The sequence below is a fragment of the Anaerovibrio sp. JC8 genome (assembly GCF_002100115.1).
In the GTDB taxonomy this organism is placed as follows: Bacteria; Bacillota; Negativicutes; order Selenomonadales; family Selenomonadaceae; genus Anaerovibrio.
Genome location: NZ_ANBM01000004.1, coordinates 83,768 through 105,614 on the forward strand (window position 1 = coordinate 83,768; position 21,847 = coordinate 105,614).

The following is a 21,847-nucleotide window of genomic DNA, read 5'->3' on the forward strand; positions in this document are numbered from 1 at the left end:
TCCCCCTTTATTTCCTTACATACGAATGAGCCTCATTACTCTGTATTATCCCCCGTATTTCCATCTGGAGAAGCAAAAAGGCTACGTTGGCAGGGCTGCTGCCATGTAAATTGTATATTATTTCATCAATGGATAATGGCTTATCAGGGGTAAGCAGGCTGTAAATACGCTGTTCATCCTCCGATAATGCAAATTTCTTTTCCATATTATCATTTTTTTCTGACAAAGTCTTGTTTTTTATAAAATCACTGTACTCTGATATTATATCGCTAATGTCAAGTACAAGCTTGGCTCCATGCTGAATCAGCCGGTTGCAGCCAAGACTGCCCTGGGTAAAAATCCCGGCTGGAACGGCGAAAACATCACGGTTGGAGCTGATGGCATGCTCCACCGTAATAAGGGCACCGCTTCGTTCCGCTGCTTCCACCACCAGGGTCCCCCGGCACATTCCTGCAATAATGCGGTTGCGGGCCGGAAAGGTATATTTATTGGGCTCGCTGTCGGGAAGGTATTCGGAAATCACAGCCCCCCTCTCTGCAATTTCCTCCAAAAGCTTTCTGTTGGAACGGGGATAGACCACATTCACCCCACAGCCCAGAACCGCCTCCGTAATTCCATTCACGGACAATGCGCCTTTATGGCTTTCCGTATCAATACCGTATGCGGCTCCGCTAACAATTGTAATCCCCTGGGATGCCAGCCCGCAGGAAAATCTTTCCGCAGCCGCCCGTCCATATGGGCTAATTTTTCGTGACCCCACCATGGCCAGCCGCGGCCATTCATTGTTCAGCTGCCCCTTGTAGAATAAAATATGAGGGGGCTGAAAGATTTCCTTCAATAAAATAGGGTATGCCTCATCATCCTTATGGACCAGCTTTATATGATTTTTTTGACAGCTTTCCGCCAGTTTCTCCGGACAGCGGGAATTATCACGGCGAAATTCCAGGAAGCTGGCTGTTTTATTTTCCGTCAACAGCTTTGTTTCAGCCAGCTCCCCTTCCGTGGCCTGCCAAACTGCCTCCCCGTTTTTAAATATCTCCAAAAGCCCTTCTAAAATCCCCGTAGTCATTCCCGGAATATTCTGTAAAACTCCTAAGTAATATTTTTCCATATATATTCAACCTCTATACTTTAGTTTGTAAATATATAATAGTAAATATTTTACTTTTTGTTAAGAGTTTTTATATATTTTATTAACAATATAACAAAAGCAGGCTGCAATAAATTACAGCCCGCCCCAAAAATACATTATTTTGTAAAAAGCTTGTCCCAATATGCATAGAGTACCATCAGGAACACCAGTATTAAGATGATAACATCACCCATAGCTTAATCCACATCCTCAAGTCTTGGGTTGTCGCTAAATGCCCGGCCAGCCTTGGCACATGGCTTGCCGTTAACCAATACAATGTCGGCAGTGAAATCCGCATTGGTAGCAAAGATGTTGCTGCCCACAGCATATACATCTACAGGAACATTATTGGTCTCAAAGAGACGGATACGCTCAGGATTGAAGCCACCGGAAACCATGATTTTTACATGGTTAAAGCCCTCTGCATCCAGTGCCTCACGGACATTGCGAACCAGCTGCTCGTTTACGCCGGTTGGCTTAAAGTGACCCATCTGACCAATAAGGGACTTGTCCACCATCTTGTCGGAGGTATCAAGGCGCACACCGTATAGCTTGTCACCCAAAGCACGGGCTACCTTCAGGCTGGTGCCAACACAGTCGTTATTGAAATCCACCAAGGCTACACGGCCGATTTTAGGGTCGATGTACTTATCAAACATTTCCGTTGCCTTCAGTGTATCACCGCCGCAGGCTGCAATAAGGGCATGTGGAATGGTACCAGCTGCCTCAATTCCCCAGGTCAGGGCATTGGCAGGAGTGGAAACATTGGTCATGCCGCCGATTTTGGCTGCATATCCGTCCCCCTTCTGAACCGCATAATGGTCAAAGCGGGAAGGGAAGAACAATACCGGCTTGCCGTTGGCTGCCTCAACAGCCTTGGCACAGTTGGTGGCCACCTTGGTCTGGCGGGCAATAATACCCAGATATACGGTTTCCAGATGGCTGAAATCCGCCAGATCACCTTCAATGGTCATAACGGTTTCCCACGGCTCGATTTTATCTCCGTCATGAAGGGCACGGATTTTTATCCGCTCCGGATGATAAGCACAACGCTTAATGAGGGCAATGGCCTCGTCAATACCACAGAGGGTAGCATAATCACGCTGGAAAATCTGCATGGTTACTGTTGGATGATAATCAGCGTGGTTCAGAATCTCCTGGGTGCGGAGAAAATATATGTCACTGTACAATCCGCTCTTAATCTCATCTACCGGAAAATCAAAGCTTTCTGGATTAAGCCGCTTCTTAGTCATAAAATATGCCTCCTAAAAATTAAACTGGTTTTCAGCACTAATTAAAGAAACCAGCTTTATTTAATCTCGTACTGTCTTATGATACAATGAAAACATCAATAAACGCAAATGAAATAAGGAGTTTTTCCCATGGACAGCAAAATAATAGCCTTATCCACTGCCAATACAACGGACATGGAGGAAGAATTAAAGGCCATCAGGGTTTCCTCCCGGGGCATAGAAATAATGAAGGAAAAGCTGGTTTTTCGCTGCTTTAAAATTACAGACGTGGACACCAGGGCCGCCAACATCCTGAAGCAGACCATGCTAAGCCAGGGGGCTGAGGCCGCCGTATCCGCAGGAACCGTAAATCTCAGTGTTCCCCATACAGACGTGATAGTAGGGGCCACCCTGCACCAGCTGAGAAAGGCTGTATTCCGCCTAAAGGAGCAGCCCTGGGGATTAAAGGCCATTGCCGACAGCATTGAAAAAGAGTTTTTAAATATCTAGTTTTTAAGCAGGAAAAAGAATTCCTTTGGCGAAGTAATCACTATATGAGAATATAATCTAAGGAGTTGATTTTCGTGGCAAAAATTAGAATAGTAAACATGATGTTTTACGGTTTTCACGGCCAGTACGAGTACGAGCGTGAGCAGGGCCAGAAATTCTACTTTGATGTGGAAGTAACCACCAAGACCGACAAGGTAGTGGATAGTGATGACGTGGCTGACACCATCAATTCCAGCACCATTTACTCCATAGTAAAGGATGCAGTAGAAAACAAGAAATTCCATCTGCTGCAGGCTCTGGGCGGCCATATTGGTGATAAGCTCATTGCCCACAGCCCTGTTGTGGCCGAGGTTAAGGTAACCATCCGCAAGCAGTATGTACCTATCTCCGGTGCCCTGGACTATGTTGAGGTTGAGGTTACCCGCACAGCTGAATAATGAATGCATTTTTAAGGACCTGTACTTCCCGGTGCAGGTCTTTTTATTGCTGCAAAAACACAATTTTTATCGACAAAAAAAGACGGAGCATTTAGCTCCGCCAAAAGAAGTTTTAAATTACTCTGCGTGCGCCGATGTAGCAGGAGCCCCAGTAACCACTGTACAGGGAATCTACAGCAACACCACGGCTGGAAGATGCATTAATGAAGGAACCATCGCCGAGATAGATACCAACATGGGATGCACCATAATCGTAAGTGGAGAAGAATACCAGATCACCTGGGATCAACTCACCACGGGATACTGGCATGCCAACCTCATACTGTGCATCTGCAGTGCGTGGAAGATAAATTCCAGCATTGGCAAATACATAGCGTACATAACCGGAACAATCAAAACCACCTGGAGACGTACCACCGAACACATAAGGTACACCAATGTAGTTCATTGAATCGGAAATGATACGGCGGGAAATGGAATTAAAGCTACGGCTAACCTGTGGCATCTCCCTACCCATCAAAGCGGTGTAGGTAGAAGGGCCAACCAGACCATCAGCATCAAGACCCAGATTGCTCTGGAACATCTTTACTGCTTCCACAGTAGCCGGTCCAAAATCACCATCAGCTGAAACATCATATCCAAGGTTAGCTAACTGACCCTGAATTTCTGCTACCTCACTTCCCTGGTCTCCCATACGAAACGCGGAAGCGTTGCACACGGAAAAAACGCACACAAACATCATGGATAGCGCAAATATGCGCATAAACTTACCCAAAAAGACACTCCTCTCTCTATGCGCCTACGAGGTTAGCTGTCGGGTTAGGGTTGAGAAAGACTACCCTTTAAGATCCACTTATGCAGCATCCTTGCTGCAACAGCTGATTTTCATTCACCCCAAAAATTTGGTTCCCCCGCTCCATGGGCTGGATTAGGCTTTATTATAGATATGTATGCCCATTATATTAGATTGTAAAATGCTATGAGTGATCAATAAGCCGAGTTCTGTTACGCAAAAGCGGTGACAATCATTTATCTGGACTGCCAGTTGCCTGACAGCTCTAGCGACACACCCGGAAGGTCAGCGGGCCGCCTCATATCCTTCCCTATTCGGTCTTGCTCCATGTGGGGTTTATCAAGCCAGCCAGTCACCTGACTGCTGGTGCGCTCTTACCGCACCTTTCCACCCTTACCCGGCGAACCGGGCGGTTTCCTTTTCTATGACACTTTCCCTAAGGTCACCCTCGCTGGACGTTATCCAGCACACTGCCCTGTGGAGCCCGGACTTTCCTCAAACTACAAACATAGTCAGCGATTGTCTTTCACGCTCATAACACCGTAATTATATCACCATGAAAAAATGGTGTCAAATTATATAGGTCAAAATTGGTCATATAATGATATTGTGCTGGTTACCTTTTGATAATATTGAGTAATTTCTGTATTTTTTGTTCGATATCCTCAGCCTGTGTAATTTCAGTGACTACAGCCATATTTCGGGCACCATGTTCCCATACATGAAAAATATTTTGGGCTTTTATGCCACCAATTGCTACAAATGGCACAGAAGAATTTTTCGCTGCATATTCCACGTAGGAAAAGCCCACTGGCTCAGCAGTGGCCTTGGTTTGCGTTGCAAAGACCGGTCCCACTCCCACATAGTCAATAATATCTTTTAGCTTATTTGCTGCCTCCAATTGGGTCGGAGAATGGGTCGAAAGTCCGATAACCATGTCTTTACCCACTAATTGTCTGACAATTTCGACAGGCAAATCATCCTGCCCCACATGAATTCCATCGGCTTCAACTGCCATGGCCAAATCCACAAAATCATCAATTATTAAGGCTGCACCATACTCACGGGTCAGCTTTCTAAGCTCAAGGCATTCCTCATATCGGGCCAGTCCGCTCTTTTCCTTTTCCCGATACTGGACGAAGCGAATTCCAGCCTCCAGCATTGCCTTGACCACCTGATAATTACTGCGTCCCAGAGAATTTTTCTCCGATGTAATCCCATAAATTGGAAAGCCTTTAAATAGGGCCATAGTCTCCTGTCGTTTCATGATTTATCCTTTCTTGCTTACTACCTGGAAGAAATCCTCAGATAAATTGTCCTCACACACCTGGATGTCTGCTCCATGCTTCATGGAGGAAAGCTCCTGACGCAGATAATCGGCCACTGCCTTTACCATAGGAAATTCCGTGGCAAAATGACCGGCATCAATAATGTTGATTCCCTGCTTAAAGGCCTGCTGGGCCTCATGGTATTTCAAGTCACCCGTAACATACACATCCGCGCCCTTAAAGACTGCCTTGCTGATAAGGTCCGAGCCAGCCCCGCTGCACAGAGCCACCTTCCGTACCATAGCCTTGCCGCCCTTGACCAGGCGCACATGATTGCATGGCAAGGTGTTGCATAGCTTTTGGGCAAAATCCTCCACGGAAACAGATACTGGCAGACAGCCTATCCTTCCCAGACAATCCCCCGTATCGGGGTCCGTCACTGCCAGCCCCTCAACCTGCTCCAGCCCCCACAGCTTGGCCAGAATATCATTACAGCCCCCCTGGGCTATATCCAGATTGGTATGGGCTGAATAAACGGCAATGTTATGGGACAGGAGCTTTTGCAGCATGGCACCATCGTAGGTATCGGTTCTGATGCTGAGCAAGCCCTTAAACAGCATAACCGGATGGTGGCTGATAATCATATCCGCCCCCAGCTCAATGGCCTGCTCCACCACCGGCTGGCTCACATCAAGACAAACCAGTATTTTGGTAATTTCCTGCTCCGGGCTTCCCAGCTGAAGGCCCGGGTTGTCCCAGTGCTCCGCCAGCTTCTTTGGAGCCAGCTTCTCCATAATGCCCATTATAGTCTGACACTTCATTTTAAATACCCCTCCAACAGCTTTATCCTGGCTTCAGTTTCCGCCAGCTTACCCCTGGTCTGTTCGCCACCCTTTTTTAACCCCTGGCGGATTTTCTCCAGCTGCTCCAGATTATTTTCCACATGGTCCTTAAACAGAAGGGGACGCTTCTTAATCAGGACCGGTCCCAAAATCAGCTCCGGCTCCGTAAGGGGCGCAGTTTCTCCCGGCACCGCCCTTATAATCTGATAAACACGGCCGTCCACCTTGGCCAGGGTCTCGTCCTCAATATGCCACTTGTGGTCATAAAGCCACTGGCGGAGATACTCAAAGCCATTCTGTGGCTGGAGCACCAGACATTTCAGCTGCTCCACAACTTGGGGCTGGGCTGCCAGAATATCTGCCTCCAGCTTGCCCCCCATGCCGGCAATACACACAGTCTCAACCTCGCCGGGCTTCAGAGCAGCCAGACCATCACCCTGCCGAACCTCAATTTCCCCATTGAGCCCTGCATCCGCAATGGTGCGGCGGGCCGCCTGACAGGGGCCTTCATTCAGGTCAGCAGCAATAACCAGACGATCATTGTTTGCCTTATATAATTCAATGGCCAGATAGGCATGGTCGGTGCCAATATCCGCCACGCTGGAAGCTGGTGGAACAAAATCCGCCACCGCCTGTAAACGGTCATCTAACATTTTGTCACCTCTTTTGTTTATTAAGGGCAGTGGGGTTGAGGTTTTGAGCAATACGGCACGGTACGTAAAGAAACTTTTTATTGCTAAACCTTAATATTAGTGAAAAAAATCATTTGTCTGAGCGACGCAAATCTTGTCCTGTAAGGGCGAAGCGAGTTATGTTTTTTTCACTATATAAATGCAAGAAAAAGTTTTAGAACCGGGACCGTCGCGAAAAACACAGCCCCACTGCCTAATATAAAACAGTAAAGGGGACGGCATAAGCAGTCCCCTTTGAATATTAACGATATATACTGAGCTTAGTCAAGGAAATCCTTCAGCTTCTTGCTGCGGGTAGGATGACGCAGCTTTCTGAGGGCCTTGGCCTCAATCTGACGGATACGCTCACGGGTAACCCCGAAGCTCTGACCCACTTCCTCAAGGGTACGGGCCCGGCCGTCCTCAATACCAAAGCGGAGCACCAATACCTTGCGTTCACGCTCAGTAAGGGTATCCAATACCTCTGCCAGCTGCTCCTTCAGCATCATGAAGGAAGCCTGCTCTGCCGGAGCCGGTGCATCATGGTCCTCAATGAAGTCACCCAGATGGGAATCCTCTTCCTCACCAATAGGAGTTTCCAGTGAAACTGGCTCCTGGGCAATCTTCATGATTTCACGAACCCGCTCAACGCTGATGTCCATCTTCTTGGCAATCTCGTTAGGCTTCGGATCACGACCCAGATCCTGCACCAGCTGACGGGTAACCCTAATCAGCTTGTTAATGGTCTCAACCATGTGAACCGGAATACGGATGGTTCTGGCCTGATCCGCAATAGCTCTGGTAATGGCCTGTCTGATCCACCAGGTAGCATAGGTACTGAACTTATACCCCTTGGTATGGTCAAACTTCTCTACAGCCTTAATCAGACCCAGATTGCCCTCCTGAATCAGATCCAGGAACAGCATGCCACGGCCCACATAACGCTTGGCAATACTTACTACCAGACGAAGGTTGGCCTCAGCCAGACGCTTCTGTGCGTCCTCACCAAAGGCCTTGGCGGTATTCATGGCGATGATATCAGTCTTGGAAAGTGGCTCCACCTCATATTCTGCATAGCCCAGGGCCTCATTATATGTGGTGAACAGCTCACTGTCAAAGTCATCCAGCCCATCAATATCCTCCTTGTACTGATCCACAATAGCATTAACGCTGTCGCTCTCAATATGGAGATATTTGCGGGTAACATCGTTGTTATCCAGCTTCAGCAGCTCAGTCCATTCAGACAGTGGTCTTACACTGTCCTGACCTGCCTGGACATCCTGCTTGACCACCTCATCGGCAGCCAGGCGTATTTCTGCAGAAACGCCGTCCTCCATGCGCTCTGCCAATTCCTTCTCCTCAGAACCTGTGAGAAGTGGCACGCGGCCAATCTCCTTCAGATACATACGAACCGGGTCATCTATATTCACACCGTCAGGTATGTTAATACCTACCTCAACGTCGACGTCTTCTTCATCTTCAGGTTTATCAACATCATCGTCCGAATCGTTATCGTCAAAAGAAACTTCCACACCATTCTTACTGAACTTGTCCACAATGATCTCATCCAGCTCTTCTGGAGATATATCCTGTTTCTGTAAAGCTTCCATAATCTCCCCTGCTGTTATCTTATTCCCATTATCACGGGCACGCTCCACTAAATCCGCTAAATTGCCTGTTTCCATCTCCTGGTTATCTTCCACAGTAACCTTTGCTTCATCTGAAGCCTTGGCCTTAGCGCTCTCCTTAGCTTTAGTGCTCTTGGTGGTTTTAGTTGTCTTAGCCGGCTTTTCACTCTTGGCAGCCTTTGCAGCCGTAGCTTTCTTGGTTGCTGCCTTGGTGGTAGCCTTCTCTGTAGTTGCTGCAGCCTTGGTTGTTGTTTTCTTGGCTGCTGCACTTTGGGTTGTTGATGTAGTTTTGGTAGATTTTTTGGCTGCAGTCTTGCCAGTTTTCTTTTCTGCAGTCTCTGCTGCCTTGCTTGTCTTTGTCTTCTTCTGGGTTACTGCCGCCTTGGTCTCTTCCTGTTCAGTAGTGGTAGTATTTTTCTTTTTCTCAGCCATTGATAAACCTCCTTTCTCAAAAATTTGATACTTGATTATCAGTTAACACCTTGTAATTCATCCATTTCATTTTTTATTTTCTGACTGGCAGCCAGCTCCTCCAAATATTTTGCATCACCCTGCCGATATAGCTCCTCGGCATTCCTTGAATGCACTTCATACTGGCTCACCAGATAATTTTTGCGCAATTGGCGTACACAAGCCTCATATAGTACGGAGCGGTCCTCTTCTCCCAAATCCTCGACAACAGCCCTGGACAATTCCTCCACTGCCTCGTCGCCTAAATTGGCCAACCCCATAATATCGCTTATCTTCTCGCCTGCCCTGAATTTTCCCATAAGGGCTATCAATATTTTTTTGTGAATATCGTCAGGCACCGACTCTATAGGCACCAGGCTTGCAAAATGGTCCAAAATGGCGGGCTCATCCCATGCCATGCGAATAATTACCCTGCCTGCCCGGCGTCCGGCATCATCCACCTGCCGTACCACGCTTCTCATAGCCTTGGTATTGCCATGCTGACTGCCAGCCCAACGGCTTTTTTTGCCTAACTCTACAAGTATATCATTTTCTGACACACTTAGCAATTGTGCCACCCTGGATACGTAAGCTGAACGCTCGGCAGTATTCTTTATGGTGGCCAATACAGGCAGCATTTCCGACAGGGCCCTAAGCCTTCCCTCCAGCCCGGATACATCACTGTGGGCCATTATATGCTTCAGGCGGAACTCCACCACGGAAACGGCCTGGCTGATAACCTTTTTGAAGTCCTCAGCCCCGTGCTTTCTGATGTATTCATCTGGGTCCTTGCAATCCGGCAGCTGCACCACCTTGATAACAGCACTGGTTTCAGCAGCTATGCCAATGGCTCTTTCAATAGCCTCCTGCCCGGCATTATCACTGTCATAGCAGAAATAAATAGCAGGAGCATATCTCAGCAGCTTTTTGCACTGGTCCACGGTAAATGCTGTTCCCAGAGAAGCAACCACATTTTTAATGCCGGCCGCCGCCACGGAAATAACATCCATATAGCCTTCCACCACAAGGGAAAAACCCTCCTGAGCTATGGCCCGGTGAGCCTTATCCAATCCGAAGAGAAGCCTGCGCTTGTTAAACAGAACTGTCTCAGGAGAATTGAGGTACTTCGGGTTGCCGTTGTCAATGACACGGCCGCCAAAGCCGCACACCCTGCCCCGCTCGTCCATAATTGGAATCATGACCCGGTTGCGGAATCTGTCGTACTCACCCTGACCCTTCTGACGCTTGACCACCAGCCCACTTTCCAGTAAAAGCTCTGTATCAATGCCACGCTTGGCAAAGGCTGTGGTCAGCTTATCCCAGGCATCAGGAGCAAAACCAAGATTAAATTCTTCTATTGTATTGTCGTTTATACCGCGATGATGGAAATATTCCAGACCGGCTGCTCCATATTTGGTCATGGTAAGACAATTATGGAAAAACTTTCCGGCCAGCTCGTGGGCCTCCCGAAGCTTTTTCAGCTTCTCCTCCCGGGCTATTTCCTCAGGACTCCGCTGTCTTTCAGGAAGGGGAATATTCAGCTTCTCCGCCTGAAAAATAATGGCTTCCTTGTAGGAAATGCTCTCTATCATGGATATAAACTTAAAAACATCCCCACCTGCGTGACAGCCAAAGCAGTAGAAAAACCCTTTTTCGGGGGTCACAGCAAAGGAAGGTGTCTTTTCATTGTGAAAAGGGCAGCAGCCCCAAAACTGTTTTCCTTTGCGCTTTAGCGGTACATAAGTGGAGATTACAGAAACAAGGTCTGATTCTGACCGAACTCTTTCCACGAATTCATCTGTCAGCCAGGTTGCCATGTGTATCATCCTTTTCCAACGCATAAAAACAGCGCAAAGATTTGTCATACATATACAGTGGTTTCCACAAAGATACCAAGGTATATTTCGCGGCCAAAAACAAAAATCCTGCAATTTCTGCGATTTTTTCTTCAGCCTGATTCAAATCCCTTGCACTGTTAATATTCCATATAAATTCAAAATATCCTTTTTTTATAACGCAATCGTTCAAAATTTCCCATTTCACATGGGAAATATTCTACTTAGTGTTTCAACGAGGCGAGAGTTTTTTGCCGAGTTATATTGACAAAATCATATTAATGTATCAAGTCCAGTCTTTTTAGCCTATCATTTAACCATAACTCCCACAGGTGGCATGAAAATATCATTAAACATCTGTACTGCGTAGCTGTCGGTAATGCCGGCCACATAGTCCACCACGGTCTGCTCCAGCCCCCACTGATTTTGCCGCTGCAGAAATTCGGCCGGCATTTTATCAGGATTTTCCATAAAATACTTAAAGAGCTGTTCAATGACGAACACAGCCTGGCCCCTTTCCTGAGCCAGCCTGTCCGAGTGATATATATTATTGAACATAAATTCCCGGAAAATTCTCATGGCCTCGGTCATGGAGTCAGAAAAAACAATGTCCTGGGCCGCTTCGGAAGAACGGATCATATCCGATACCATGGCCGTAATCATTTTGGAGGTATCGGTGCCGATACGGTCAATTACCACCGACGGAAGGCTGTCCGGCTTTAAGATATCCGCCCGCATGCTGTCATCATAATCATGGCAGAGATAGGCAATACGGTCAGCCCAATGAACGATTTTTCCTTCCATAGTAAAAGGCTTCACAGCACCGCTATGGTGCTCAATGCCATCCATCGTTTCCTTGGTAAGATTCAGTCCCTTGCCACCCTTTTCCAGATATTTTACCACCCTCAGGCTCTGCTCGTTATGGGCAAAGTGCCCCGTCAGACGGTCAAGAGCCGCTTCCCCGGCATGGCCAAAGGCAGTGTGCCCCACATCGTGTCCCAGGGCAATGGCCTCCGTCAAATCCTCGTTAAGCCGCAGGCTGCGGGCAATGGTACGGGCTATCTGGGAAACCTCCAGACTATGGGTCATACGGGTACGGTAATGGTCCCCGGAAATTATATAGACCTGAGTCTTGTGCTTTAGACGGCGGAAGGCCTTGGAATGGATAATCCGATCCCGGTCCCGCTGGAATCTGGTACGAAATTCGCAGTCCTCCTCCGGACGCTCCCGCTGGGCATCACGGCTTTTGGCCGCCAAAGGGGACAACATCTGGTATTCATTTTCCTCGGTACGCTCCCTGACCTTCATATAATCCACCGCCTTTTTATATAAGAACAAAAATCATACTAAATTAGTCTCATTTTATGGTTTAACATTTTAGCCCCATCATGTCAAGGGTTACGGGGTTATAATACAAAAACATTATACACAAAATTATTTATCTATGATATAATATAGCATATTATGTTTATTATGTTTTTTAGAGGGGAGAGTTCTAAATGACTCAGGAATCTATCGAAGCAATTCTCAAAGCAAAAATTGCTGAAGAGCGCGGCAAGCTGCCAGTTCATGAATATATCGACCTGAACGCTGTTTCTAATGGTCGTGGTGTTGCTGACGGCGGTCTCATGTTCCTCAAGGCTGTTGACACTGCTCTGGACATCATGAGCAAGTCCGTAGCAGCTACTCTGGCTGAGGTTGTAAAAGACTAATTCAAACATCAAAAAAATGCTGTTCCTTTCGGAACAGCATTTTTTATTTGTACAAAAACGATAAAGTGCAGGAACAGATGGCTTGAACAATAGGTTCCGGTGCGTTACAAAACTTTTTGTTGCGATACTCATATAATAGTGGAAAAAATCATTTGTTTGAGCGACGCAAAGCTAGTCCTGTAAGGGCGACGCGAGTTATGATTTTTTACACTATATAAATGCAAGAAAAAGTTTTAGCAACGGATACCGTGTGAAAGCCACTGTTCCTGCGCTCTTTTTAATTTACTTATGCAAGTACAATTTTGCTGAAGTCTGCAATCTGGCAGATGAGCTGGTCAACGGCCTTTAAGAGACCCAGACGATTATTCTTGATCTTCTCGTCCTTGTCCATAACCATAACAGCATCAAAGAAGCCATCAATAGGAGCAGCCAGCTTGGTCAACTCAGCCATAGCCCCGGCATAGTCCTGCTTTGCAAGGAGGTTTTCCACCTTGGCGGAAGCTACCTTGAACTCATCATGGAGCACACCCTCAGCTGCCTCAACAAAGAGGGAAGCATCGCATCCGGCAGCTACAGTTTCATCCTTGCGGGAAATATTGCCTGCACGGTTGAAGGACTGAATGGTCTCCTCAATACCTTCCTGCTTAACAGCCTCGTTTACAGCCTGAGCACGGAGGGTTACGGAATAGATATCGTCTACGTCAACGAATACAGCATCTACCACATCATAGCGAATTTCTGCATCGGACAGAACATTCTTCAGACGGAGCTTCATGAAGTCAGCCACATCCTCCTGCATCTTGGCCTGAGCCTTGGCATCAGTAATGTTAAGCTGCTCCATAGCCTTGGCAACCAGACCGGAGAGGGAAATATGATACTTGGCCTCTACCAGCATGTTTACCATACCCAGAGCCTGACGGCGGAGGGCAAATGGATCCTGGGAGCCGGTTGGAATCAGGCCACGGCTGAAGGTTGCCACCAGATTATCAATCTTGTCAGCAAGGGAAACAATACGGCCGGCAACGGAAGCAGGCTGTCCATCAGCCGCACTTCTTGGCATGTAGTGTTCATCAATAGCCTGAGCAACAGCTGGGGTCTCGCCATCCAGCAGTGCATATTCACGGCCCATGATACCCTGCAGCTCAGTGAACTCAGTTACCATGCCGGTTACCAGGTCAGCCTTGCACAGCTTGGCAGCCCGGACAGCATCCTTCTTCTCCTGGTCAGAAACCTTTAATTCATCAGCAATATAAGCAGCCAGCTTTTCCAGACGGCCAGCCTTGTCATAGATGGAGCCAAGGCCCTCCTGGAATACAACGGTCTTCAGCTTGTCGCCATGCTCCTCCAGAGACTTCTTGCGGTCCTCATCGAAGAAGAACTGGGCATCCTCCAGACGGGCACGGAGCACACGCTCGTTACCGTGCTGTACGATTTCCAGATGCTCGCTGCCACCATTACGGATAGTAATAAAGAGCGGCATAAGCTTGCCATCCTTCAAAACAGGGAAGTAACGCTGATGGTCGCGCATTGGAGTAATAACTGCCTCAGCCGGCAGCTTCAGATACTTGTCATCAATAGTACCACAGAGAGCGGTTGGATACTCTACCAGATAGAGTACCTCCTCCAGCAGGCCTTCCTCAATCTGTGCCTGGCCACCCTTGGACTCAGCCAGCTCCACGATCTGCTGACGAATCATCTCACGGCGGCGGTTGTGGTCAACAATAATGAACTGCTCCTCGCAGGCCTTTTCATAGCTGCAGGCGCACTTAATCTCAAAATCCCCCTCGGAGAGGAAACGATGGCCACGGGATACACGGCCGGACTTAACATTGGCAGTTTCAAACTCAATAACATCCTCACCGTAGAGGCCTACCAGCCAGCGGAGCGGACGGATGAACTTGTAGTCAAGGTCTGCCCAGTGCATGTTGTTTGGGAAATTCAGGCCATCTACCAGACCCTTCAGGGTATCACTGAGGAGATCAACAGTCTTGCCGCCCACCTCATGCACCATGGCATAAACATAGCCATCCTTGGTAACCAGATCCTTGGCCTCAATGCCCTGGCCACGGGCAAAGCCCTCAGCAGCCTTGGTAGGGTTGCCGTCAGCATCAAAAGCAATATTTACAGCCGGACCACGGTTCTCCTTGGACAGGTCAGCCTGAGTTTCGGCCAGGCCTTCCACAATAAGAGCCACACGGCGTGGGGTACCCATGGTCTTTACATTATCAAAAGTCAGACGCAAATCAGCGAAGGTCTTCTCGGCATTTTCCTTAAGCTGGGCAATAATACCAGGCATTGCATAAGCTGGAATTTCCTCAGTACCGATTTCTAATAATAAAGTCTTGCTCATTATGCCTTATTCCCCTTTCCCATCATTGGATAGCCCAGCTCCTCACGCTGCTTCAGATAGCAGGCAGCGCACATGCGGGCCAGTTTACGGACGCGGCCGATGAAGGCAGCACGCTCAGATACGGAAATAGCACCACGGGCATCCAGCATGTTGAAGGTATGGGAGCACTTCAATACATAGTCGTAGGCCGGATGAACGTAGCCCTTGTCAATAATGCGGACAGCTTCCTTTTCGTACTTGTCGAACAGCTCAAAGAGCAGGTCAGAGTCGGAAAGGTCAAAGGCATAGGTGGACTGCTCAAACTCATTCTGATGGAATACATCACCATAGGTGTAGTTGCCAACCCACTGAATGTCATAAACATTCTCAACGCCCTGAATGTACATGGCCAGACGCTCCAGACCATAGGTGATCTCAACTGCGGTTGGCTTGATATCCTGGCTGCCTACCTGCTGGAAATAGGTGAACTGAGTGATTTCCATACCATCCAGCCAAACCTCCCAGCCAAGGCCCCATGCGCCCAGGGTTGGGGATTCCCAGTTATCCTCTACAAAGCGGATATCATGCTCCTTTGGATTGATACCAAGCCGCTCCAGAGAAGCCAGATACAGCTCCTGAATGTTGTCAGGGGATGGCTTCATGATAACCTGGAACTGATGATGCTGATACAGACGGTTTGGATTGTCGCCATAGCGGCCATCTGCCGGACGGCGGGAAGGCTCCACATAAGCCACATTCCAAGGCTCAGGTCCAAGAACTCTGAGGAAAGTGAAAGGGTTCATGGTGCCGGCACCCTTCTCCACGTCATAAGGTTCGCCCAAGATACAGCCCTGCTCGGACCAGAACTGCTGGAGGGCCAGGATTATTTCCTGATATTTCATAAGAGTATGCCTCCTTCTGATTTGTTACAGAAACAATAAAAAAACGCCCCTGTAACATCGGTTAATAATGTTACAGGGACGAGATAACCCGCGGTTCCACCCTGCTTGAATGCCAAAGCATTCCGCCTCAATGGATATTTACTTATGCTCCAAAGTGCCATTCATCCCGGCAGCAGGCTCGCACCCTCCCTGCATCGCTGAAATGGGACTACTCCTCTTTTTCATTGCAAGAAAAATTTTAGCAAAATCCAAGAACACTGTCAAGAATGTTAAACAGGGGGCAGTACAGGTATCTTTCGCTCAGTTCCAGTACTAAAACTTTTTCTGCCCAAATTAAATAGCGAAAAAAATCATAACTCGCGTCGCCCTTACAGGACTAGCTTTGCGTCGCTCAAACAGATGATTTTTTTCACTAAGGCATAGTAAGGCACAAAAAGGTTTCTTAACGTACTGTAACCTAATGCTCAATCTACCTGCACTGCCCTCAAACTATCACAAACAAAAACCTGCCACAAACTGTGACAGGCTATTTCCTAAAATGGTGCGCTCGGCGGGAGTCGAACCCACGCTTTCAGCTCCGGAGGCTAACGTCCTATCCACTGGACTACGAGCGCTTGCTTAAATAATATCGTCATGGAATGACTAAATTTCCGACAAGGAGTATTATACCATCCCTTGTCCTATTCCGCAAGAAGAAAGAAATTAGCGGACGAAATACGGCTTTAAGGCCATGGTTATAAAGAATATCAGTGCCGCAATTACCACAATGGTGGCTCCTGCAGCCATATTGAACTCATAGGCCAGCATCAGGCCGGACAGGCCGGATATCATGGCACTTCCAATGGACACGGCATGGTACTGCTTCACACTGTTGGACACATTGCGGGCCGCAGCGGCCGGCAGCACCAGCAGGGAATTGATAATCAAAAGGCCAACCCACTGAATACTGATGGCCACCACCACTGCCACCATGGCGGCAAAGATGCTTTCCACCAGCATTACATTAATGCCCCGGCTACGGGCAAAGGACTGGTTTATGCTCAGCACCAGCAGCTTGTTGAAAATAAAGCCCCAGGCAGTAAACACCAGCACCAGCACCACCAGCAGGGAAATCAGTTCCTCATGGGTAATGCTCAGAATATCACCAATAAGATAACTGCTGAACTTGTTGAAGCCACCACCGTAGGACATCATCATCAAGCCCACGGCAATACCCGTGGATGAAAAAACTCCAATAATGGTATCGGTGGAGGCAGAGCTTTTATTCTTAATCCACGTAATAAGCAGGGCAAAAACCACAGAAAACAATATCAAGGACTCCATTGGGGATACAATGCCCACCACAGCTCCGATGGCCAGCCCTGTAAAGGCCCCGTGCCCCAGAGAATCGGAGAAAAAGGCCATGCGGTTGGATACCACCATGGTGCTTAACAGCCCAAAGAGCGGAGTTATAAGAAGAATTGCCAGAAAGGCATTTTTCATGAAATCATATTCCAGCCATTCCATCATTCCTCACCCTCCTTTGGAGCGCAATCCGGACAGCCACAGCCAGCCTGATGCTTCTTTGGCTGATGCTCCACCCAGACAAAGCCGGTGCCACCACGATTGGCGCCCCCCTCTGCCAGCATGCCGAAAATTTTCCGGGTCCTGTGGTCACTAAAGACCTCCTGAGGCGTGCCACTGCACACCACGCCCTTATTCATAAGCACCACCTGGTCTGCATGCTTGGCCACCATATTGAGGTCATGGGAAATGAGAATAATGGTCATGTCCTCATTATTCTGCAAATCCTCCAAAATATTGTAAAAAATCTCCAGACCGTTCTGGTCAACACCGGACACTGGCTCATCCAGCAGGAGAATATCCGGCATTGGATTAAGGGCCAGAGCCAGCAGCACCCGCTGCAGCTCACCACCGGACAAGGCACCCAAGCGGCGGTCAATAAGCTCCACTGCCTTAACCCGCTTCAGGCTTTCCTCCACCTCATGGCGAATATTGGAAGGAAAGAGCCAGGCCGGACGGGAGGACCGGCACACGGAAAAGAGGTCCAGCACCGTCACCGGGGCACTGACATCAAACTTAAGGTACTGGGGCACATAGCCAATCACCGGCTTGCCGCTGTGCTTGCCCTTGGCATCAGTGTACTTCAGGCTTCCCGTATGGCTTACCTCACCCAAAATAGCCCTAAGGAGAGTGCTCTTACCCGCTCCATTAGGGCCAATAACCGCCGTAAGCTGACCGCAATGGGCGTGAATATTCACGTCCTCAAAAATAGTCAGCTTACCTACCTTCACTGTGAAATTTTCCAGCTTTGTGCAGCACACCCGGGAGCAGTCATTGCCCTCCCCCTTGGAGTGCCTAAAAAATTTTTTCAGCATAATATTCCTTTTATTTAAAAATGATTATTACACTACATGTCAGACATACGGGAAGGTACACTGTGGAACGCTCGCGCTCACTAGTTTGCGTAGTGGATACTAAGCTCATCCTTCGCCAAGGGCTTGGATTCACTAAGTACCAACGCAAAATACGTCCCCAGCTGCACCTCCCCATATGTCGTTATATGCTTTAATCATCTATTTTAACTGATCCTTCAGGGCCTTGTTGCCTAATATAAAACCTATTATAGCATAAACCACCAGTACCGCAACTGACTCCATGGCCACCGGGCTCTGGGTGGAAATCCCCCGCAGAAGGTAGCTGGTGTGAGTCAGAGGCAGTACCTCAATAATCCACCGCAAAGCCTCCGGCAGAGTCTGGGTTGTAAAAAAGGTGCCGCACAAAAAGGACATTGGCAGCAAAGCATAAGTATTCACCTGGGACAGCTCCTCGTAGCTGTCCATTTTCATGGCAGCGAAAAAGCCCACCTCGGCAAAGACAATGCAGTTCAAAATAAGAATAGCTATAAACAGAGGAGTAATATTCAAGTTGGCCCCAAAAATAAGGGCCAGCCCCATAATAATAGCCGAGGAAATCAGGCCTCTGAGCACTGCCGCCAAAATCTTGCCGATAATAAAGGCATTAAAATGCATAGGGGCAATTATATACTCCCCGATACTGCGGTGATATATCCGCTCCGTACACAGGGGTGTCAGACTGTTGTAGCTGATATTCATGGAATTAAGGGCCATAATACCCGGCACCAGAAAATCCAGATAAGAGCCGGAGCCCACCTGAATGCTGCGGCCCAAGCCCCAGCCGAAGGCCACCAGATACAGCATAGGGGCCACCATACGGCTCAGGATAAATTTTGGCAGCCGGCGCTTCAACACCACCCAGTCCCGCCAAAAGACAGTACAAATATCCGTCAGCATTATACCCCCTCCTTTCGGCCGGTCAGTTCAATAAAGGCATCCTCCAAATTGGTACGGCGAATGTGGGCACCATGCTCCAGGGTGCCGGCAAAGACTGCTGCCTCCTGCCGGCTCTCAAAGAACTGGTACTGATGCCCCGTCTGGTCATCCCATTCCACCGTAATGCGGCCCAGGCTATTGCAGAAGGCCTCCGGAGTATCAATGGCAATGAGCTTTCCCTTATTGACAATGGCCACCCGATTGCAGAGGGCTTCCGCTTCCTCTATATAATGGGTAGTAATAATAACCGTGGTCCCATTGGCTGCCAGAGCCCGGATAAGCTCCCAAATACGGCGGCGAACCTGAGGGTCCAAGGCCACAGTTGGCTCATCCATAAAGAGAATTTTCGGCTCGTGAATCAAGGAACGGGCAATAAGCAGACGGCGCTTCATGCCGCCGGACAAGGACCGGGGCATGCGGTTGATGGTGTCCCCCAGCTCCACAAAATCCAGCATTTCCTGAATCCTCTGCCGCCTTTTTTCACTGCTCATGTGATGCAGGCGGGCATGGAGCTCCATATTTTCCCCCACTGTCAGATCATTGTCAAAATTAATATGCTGGGGCACCACACCAATGAGCTTCTTGATTTCCCGTGGATTTTTCTTGATGGACTCCCCATTATAATAAATCTCACCCAAAGTAGGCTGAGTTTCCATGGTCAGCATGCGAATAGTGGTAGTTTTCCCCGCCCCGTTAGGGCCCAGAATGCCAAAGATTTCCCCCGGCTTCACCTGAAGGGACAGATTATCCACTGCCCGCTTGGTCACTACCTTTTTATCCTTGTTTTTAACTTGAAATTCTTTTATCAGGCCTTGAATTTTTATCATAAATGGGTACTCCGTAATAATCTTCAATAATCATCTGAGCTTAAAGGTAATTCTTACCCGCTTCTGGAAGGGAACCGCCTGTCCGTATTCATTGTAGGCGGTGGTATAACGATACCCCCAGGCAGCATCCAGGGCCGACTGGTCCATTTCCCCATATCCGGAGGAGGACTCCACATCGGCACTAATGACATCACCATCGGTACCCACCACAATGCGGACAATAACCTGCCCCTTTACATTGCGCTGGCGTAGGTTTTCCGGATAAACCGGCTCAGGAGCCTCCAACAGACTAGGTGGGATAGCCGGACGCTTGGCATTGCCGTCACCAGTGCCCGGACCCTCTCCGTTACCGCTGCCAACACCGGGACCAGTACCCTGGCCGGAGCCATTGCCGTTGCCGTCTCCATTGCCAGTACCATTTCCAGTTCCACTAAGGCTGCTGCCGCTGCCTTCCCCAGTTCCATTGGGAGCTGTTACAGCTGCAGGGGCCACAGGGGCATTGTGCTCCTTTTTGAACTGCTCCTGCTTTTCCGGTTCCTTGGTGAAGGTTTCCTCGATTTTTGGCAGAATTTCCTCTTTCTTTTTATCCAGTACCACATCATCAATAGATGGTGCTGCGGGAGCCGGTGGTGCCGGGGCCGCCGCTGCTGCTCCGCCTCCACTGTGTCCCCCGCCGGCGTCCGCGTCATAGAGGCTCACATCCACCGGCTGGTCCTCCTTTGGAGATACTACCACAAAGAGCCCTGTCAGACAAACAATGGCAAATATCACCAGATGAATGACCAGTGAGCCGGCCCAGGCCCGGTATTCCCGCTTTTTATCTGAATTATCTGAGGCCATATCACTTACCTCCGGATTCCGCCGCCAAGCCAAATTTGGTAATACCGGCAGCCTTGAACTTATCCAGCAGGCCAATGACCATACCATAATCCAGGCTCTGGTCCGCCCGGACCACCACGGCGAACCGTGGATTACGGGCACTTTCCGCCTGGGCCTTGGCTATGAGCTCCTTTTCCCCGATGAGCTTATCCTCCAGCCACAGGGAGCCGTCAGCCTTCATGGTCACCAGATAATTGACACTAAGCTGGGTTTCCACACTCTGGGCCTTGGGCATATTAACGGGAACCGTCTTTAAATTCACCATATACAGGGTGCCGATCATGAAGAATACCAGCAAAAAGAACATTATATCAATCATTGGAATAATCATGACCTCAGGCTTGTCAAAATCATGACGATTGCGGATGCGCATACTTAATCACGCTCCTCTGCCATGCCCTCTACCAGGGAAAAGCACTGCTCCATATCAGACACAATGCTGTCTATACGCTGAGTGAAATATGCATGAACACCAAGAGCAATAATAGCGGTGCAAAGGCCCATGGCGGTAGCAATCAATGCCTCACCAACACCACCGGTAATGGCAGTAGCCTGGCCAGATTCAATATTAAACACACTGAAGGCAGAAATCATTCCACTGATGGTACCCAAGAGGCCTAAAAGCGGTGCCATGGTAACAATAACATTCAAATAATAAAGGCGCTTGCGGAACCGGGTCAAGGCAATACCAGACTGAACCTCAAAAAAGGTGGTAAGAGGCACATTCTCCGCCCCAGTAAAGGCCATTCCCTTAGTCAACAGGGATGGAATAATTCCTTTGGTGCTGCCGGCCAAAGAAGCGGCTCCTTCCCGGTCCCCTTGGCTGAGCATATCTGCAAAATTGCGGGCAAAGCTCCGGCCCGGGTCCTTGGCCTTAAAGTACATACTGCGCTCAATGGCAATAGCCACCACAAACACGGAGCAGAGCAGCAACACATACATTACCGGTCCACCCTTATGAAAAAAACTGATTCCAGTCATTATAAGTTCCACAAAAAAACCTCCTTGCAAAAACATTACCCCCTTAGTATATCACAACCAAGGGGG

General features: G+C 48.6%; 20 protein-coding genes, 1 tRNA gene, 1 other RNA gene, 2 pseudogenes and 1 riboswitch. Of the genes and pseudogenes, 3 read left to right on the top strand and 21 right to left on the bottom strand.

The features are described from left to right. Nucleotides 1-7: 7 nt before the first annotated feature. On the bottom strand, nt 8-1,111 hold the full coding sequence (gene dprA, locus D081_RS04765; RefSeq protein ID WP_085022981.1) for a DNA-processing protein DprA: 1,104 nt from the start codon (nt 1,109-1,111) through the stop codon (nt 8-10). A gap of 218 nt (nt 1,112-1,329) precedes the next feature. Further along, complete coding sequence (locus D081_RS04770; RefSeq protein ID WP_085022982.1) at nt 1,330-2,385, bottom strand: nicotinate phosphoribosyltransferase; 1,056 nt, start codon at nt 2,383-2,385, stop codon at nt 1,330-1,332. A 129-nt stretch (nt 2,386-2,514) separates the two neighbouring features. On the opposite strand from D081_RS04770, the gene D081_RS04775 reads away from it, so the two are divergent. Together D081_RS04775 and folB are read left to right on the top strand one after the other, a co-directional pair. Then, a complete protein-coding gene (locus tag D081_RS04775; protein ID WP_085022983.1) occupies nt 2,515-2,874 on the top strand; it encodes a hypothetical protein in 360 nt (119 codons plus the stop codon). A gap of 74 nt (nt 2,875-2,948) precedes the next feature. Then, nucleotides 2,949-3,311: a dihydroneopterin aldolase gene (gene folB / locus D081_RS04780; protein ID WP_085022984.1), complete on the top strand. Its 363-nt coding sequence runs from the start codon at nt 2,949-2,951 to the stop codon at nt 3,309-3,311. A 112-nt stretch (nt 3,312-3,423) separates the two neighbouring features. On the opposite strand, the gene D081_RS04785 is transcribed toward folB, so the two are convergent. The 9 genes and pseudogenes from D081_RS04785 to D081_RS04825 all read right to left on the bottom strand — a co-directional run bounded on the left by D081_RS04785 (nt 3,424) and on the right by D081_RS04825 (nt 12,106). Continuing rightward, on the bottom strand, nt 3,424-4,074 hold the full coding sequence (locus tag D081_RS04785; RefSeq protein ID WP_198941954.1) for an NlpC/P60 family protein: 651 nt from the start codon (nt 4,072-4,074) through the stop codon (nt 3,424-3,426). Nucleotides 4,075-4,091: 17 nt separating this feature from the next. Then, nucleotides 4,092-4,256: riboswitch (cyclic di-AMP (ydaO/yuaA leader) on the bottom strand. A gap of 31 nt (nt 4,257-4,287) precedes the next feature. After that, nucleotides 4,288-4,639: RNase P RNA component class A (gene rnpB, locus D081_RS04790), an RNA gene on the bottom strand. Between the two features lie 81 nt (nt 4,640-4,720). Then, complete coding sequence (thiE, locus tag D081_RS04795; protein WP_233127425.1) at nt 4,721-5,353, bottom strand: thiamine phosphate synthase; 633 nt, start codon at nt 5,351-5,353, stop codon at nt 4,721-4,723. Nucleotides 5,354-5,374: 21 nt separating this feature from the next. Next, nucleotides 5,375-6,193 carry a Nif3-like dinuclear metal center hexameric protein gene (locus tag D081_RS04800; RefSeq protein WP_085022987.1) on the bottom strand — a complete coding sequence of 273 codons (819 nt, stop codon included), beginning with the start codon at nt 6,191-6,193 and terminating at the stop codon, nt 5,375-5,377. Continuing rightward, nucleotides 6,190-6,867, bottom strand: coding sequence for a class I SAM-dependent methyltransferase (locus tag D081_RS04805; RefSeq protein ID WP_085022988.1), 678 nt, complete (start codon nt 6,865-6,867; stop codon nt 6,190-6,192). The genes D081_RS04800 and D081_RS04805 overlap by 4 nt, the downstream gene beginning before the upstream one ends. A 299-nt stretch (nt 6,868-7,166) precedes the next feature. Then, nucleotides 7,167-7,886 (bottom strand): annotated as a pseudogene (rpoD, locus tag D081_RS13010) (RNA polymerase sigma factor RpoD); the annotation flags it as partial. Nucleotides 7,887-8,210: 324 nt separating this feature from the next. After that, nucleotides 8,211-8,945 (bottom strand): annotated as a pseudogene (locus tag D081_RS13090) (sigma-70 factor domain-containing protein); the annotation flags it as partial. 38 nt (nt 8,946-8,983) lie between these two features. Beyond that, entirely contained in the window at nt 8,984-10,780 is a 1,797-nt protein-coding gene (dnaG, locus tag D081_RS04815) for a DNA primase (RefSeq protein ID WP_085022989.1), read from the bottom strand. A gap of 327 nt (nt 10,781-11,107) precedes the next feature. After that, a complete protein-coding gene (locus tag D081_RS04825) occupies nt 11,108-12,106 on the bottom strand; it encodes a deoxyguanosinetriphosphate triphosphohydrolase (protein ID WP_085022991.1) in 999 nt (332 codons plus the stop codon). Between the two features lie 191 nt (nt 12,107-12,297). Between D081_RS04825 and D081_RS04830 the strand changes: the two genes are divergently transcribed. Continuing rightward, the gene (locus D081_RS04830; RefSeq protein ID WP_027397484.1) at nt 12,298-12,510 is read left to right on the top strand and encodes a hypothetical protein; all 213 of its coding nucleotides are present in this window, start codon (nt 12,298-12,300) and stop codon (nt 12,508-12,510) included. Between the two features lie 286 nt (nt 12,511-12,796). On the opposite strand, the gene glyS is transcribed toward D081_RS04830, so the two are convergent. From glyS to D081_RS04880, 10 genes are all read right to left on the bottom strand, one after another. After that, nucleotides 12,797-14,860 (bottom strand): glycine--tRNA ligase subunit beta, encoded by a 2,064-nt coding sequence (gene glyS / locus D081_RS04835; protein ID WP_085022992.1) that lies wholly within the window; start codon nt 14,858-14,860, stop codon nt 12,797-12,799. Continuing rightward, nucleotides 14,860-15,741, bottom strand: a complete 882-nt coding sequence (gene glyQ, locus D081_RS04840) for a glycine--tRNA ligase subunit alpha (protein ID WP_085022993.1) — start codon at nt 15,739-15,741, stop codon at nt 14,860-14,862. The genes glyS and glyQ overlap by 1 nt, the downstream gene beginning before the upstream one ends. Nucleotides 15,742-16,280: 539 nt before the next feature. Next, nucleotides 16,281-16,355, bottom strand: a tRNA-Arg gene (locus D081_RS04845). 88 nt (nt 16,356-16,443) lie between these two features. Continuing rightward, nucleotides 16,444-17,250: a metal ABC transporter permease gene (locus D081_RS04850; RefSeq protein WP_085022994.1), complete on the bottom strand. Its 807-nt coding sequence runs from the start codon at nt 17,248-17,250 to the stop codon at nt 16,444-16,446. Continuing rightward, nucleotides 17,247-18,119, bottom strand: coding sequence for a metal ABC transporter ATP-binding protein (locus D081_RS04855; protein ID WP_085022995.1), 873 nt, complete (start codon nt 18,117-18,119; stop codon nt 17,247-17,249). Before D081_RS04855 ends, D081_RS04850 begins: the two co-directional genes overlap by 4 nt. Nucleotides 18,120-18,317: 198 nt before the next feature. Further along, nucleotides 18,318-19,055 (bottom strand): ABC transporter permease, encoded by a 738-nt coding sequence (locus D081_RS04860; RefSeq protein WP_085022996.1) that lies wholly within the window; start codon nt 19,053-19,055, stop codon nt 18,318-18,320. Further along, the gene (locus tag D081_RS04865; protein ID WP_085022997.1) at nt 19,055-19,921 is read right to left on the bottom strand and encodes an ABC transporter ATP-binding protein; all 867 of its coding nucleotides are present in this window, start codon (nt 19,919-19,921) and stop codon (nt 19,055-19,057) included. The genes D081_RS04860 and D081_RS04865 overlap by 1 nt, the downstream gene beginning before the upstream one ends. Before the next feature lie 30 nt (nt 19,922-19,951). Continuing rightward, a complete protein-coding gene (locus tag D081_RS04870) occupies nt 19,952-20,761 on the bottom strand; it encodes an energy transducer TonB (protein ID WP_143272125.1) in 810 nt (269 codons plus the stop codon). A gap of 1 nt (nt 20,762) precedes the next feature. Further along, complete coding sequence (locus D081_RS04875) at nt 20,763-21,173, bottom strand: biopolymer transporter ExbD (RefSeq protein WP_085022999.1); 411 nt, start codon at nt 21,171-21,173, stop codon at nt 20,763-20,765. 2 nt (nt 21,174-21,175) lie between these two features. Continuing rightward, nucleotides 21,176-21,793, bottom strand: a complete 618-nt coding sequence (locus D081_RS04880) for a MotA/TolQ/ExbB proton channel family protein (RefSeq protein WP_085023000.1) — start codon at nt 21,791-21,793, stop codon at nt 21,176-21,178. Nucleotides 21,794-21,847 lie beyond the last annotated feature (54 nt).

Excerpts from the sequence above, each read along its gene's own strand:
- D081_RS04870 (WP_143272125.1), bottom strand. The coding sequence starts at position 20,761 with ATGGCCTCAGATAATTCAGATAAAAAGCGGGAATACCGGGCCTGGGCC.
- D081_RS04805 (WP_085022988.1), bottom strand. The coding sequence starts at position 6,867 with ATGTTAGATGACCGTTTACAGGCGGTGGCGGATTTTGTTCCACCAGCT.
- dnaG (WP_085022989.1), bottom strand. The coding sequence starts at position 10,780 with ATGGCAACCTGGCTGACAGATGAATTCGTGGAAAGAGTTCGGTCAGAA.
- D081_RS04875 (WP_085022999.1), bottom strand. The coding sequence starts at position 21,173 with ATGCGCATCCGCAATCGTCATGATTTTGACAAGCCTGAGGTCATGATT.
- glyQ (WP_085022993.1), bottom strand. The coding sequence starts at position 15,741 with ATGAAATATCAGGAAATAATCCTGGCCCTCCAGCAGTTCTGGTCCGAG.
- D081_RS04865 (WP_085022997.1), bottom strand. The coding sequence starts at position 19,921 with ATGATAAAAATTCAAGGCCTGATAAAAGAATTTCAAGTTAAAAACAAG.
- thiE (WP_233127425.1), bottom strand. The coding sequence starts at position 5,353 with ATGGCCCTATTTAAAGGCTTTCCAATTTATGGGATTACATCGGAGAAA.
- D081_RS04850 (WP_085022994.1), bottom strand. The coding sequence starts at position 17,250 with ATGATGGAATGGCTGGAATATGATTTCATGAAAAATGCCTTTCTGGCA.
- D081_RS04825 (WP_085022991.1), bottom strand. The coding sequence starts at position 12,106 with ATGAAGGTCAGGGAGCGTACCGAGGAAAATGAATACCAGATGTTGTCC.
- dprA (WP_085022981.1), bottom strand. The coding sequence starts at position 1,111 with ATGGAAAAATATTACTTAGGAGTTTTACAGAATATTCCGGGAATGACT.
- D081_RS04860 (WP_085022996.1), bottom strand. The coding sequence starts at position 19,055 with ATGCTGACGGATATTTGTACTGTCTTTTGGCGGGACTGGGTGGTGTTG.
- glyS (WP_085022992.1), bottom strand. The coding sequence starts at position 14,860 with ATGAGCAAGACTTTATTATTAGAAATCGGTACTGAGGAAATTCCAGCT.
- D081_RS04800 (WP_085022987.1), bottom strand. The coding sequence starts at position 6,193 with ATGAAGTGTCAGACTATAATGGGCATTATGGAGAAGCTGGCTCCAAAG.
- D081_RS04785 (WP_198941954.1), bottom strand. The coding sequence starts at position 4,074 with ATGCGCATATTTGCGCTATCCATGATGTTTGTGTGCGTTTTTTCCGTG.
- D081_RS04770 (WP_085022982.1), bottom strand. The coding sequence starts at position 2,385 with ATGACTAAGAAGCGGCTTAATCCAGAAAGCTTTGATTTTCCGGTAGAT.
- D081_RS04775 (WP_085022983.1), top strand. The coding sequence starts at position 2,515 with ATGGACAGCAAAATAATAGCCTTATCCACTGCCAATACAACGGACATG.
- D081_RS04855 (WP_085022995.1), bottom strand. The coding sequence starts at position 18,119 with ATGCTGAAAAAATTTTTTAGGCACTCCAAGGGGGAGGGCAATGACTGC.
- D081_RS04830 (WP_027397484.1), top strand. The coding sequence starts at position 12,298 with ATGACTCAGGAATCTATCGAAGCAATTCTCAAAGCAAAAATTGCTGAA.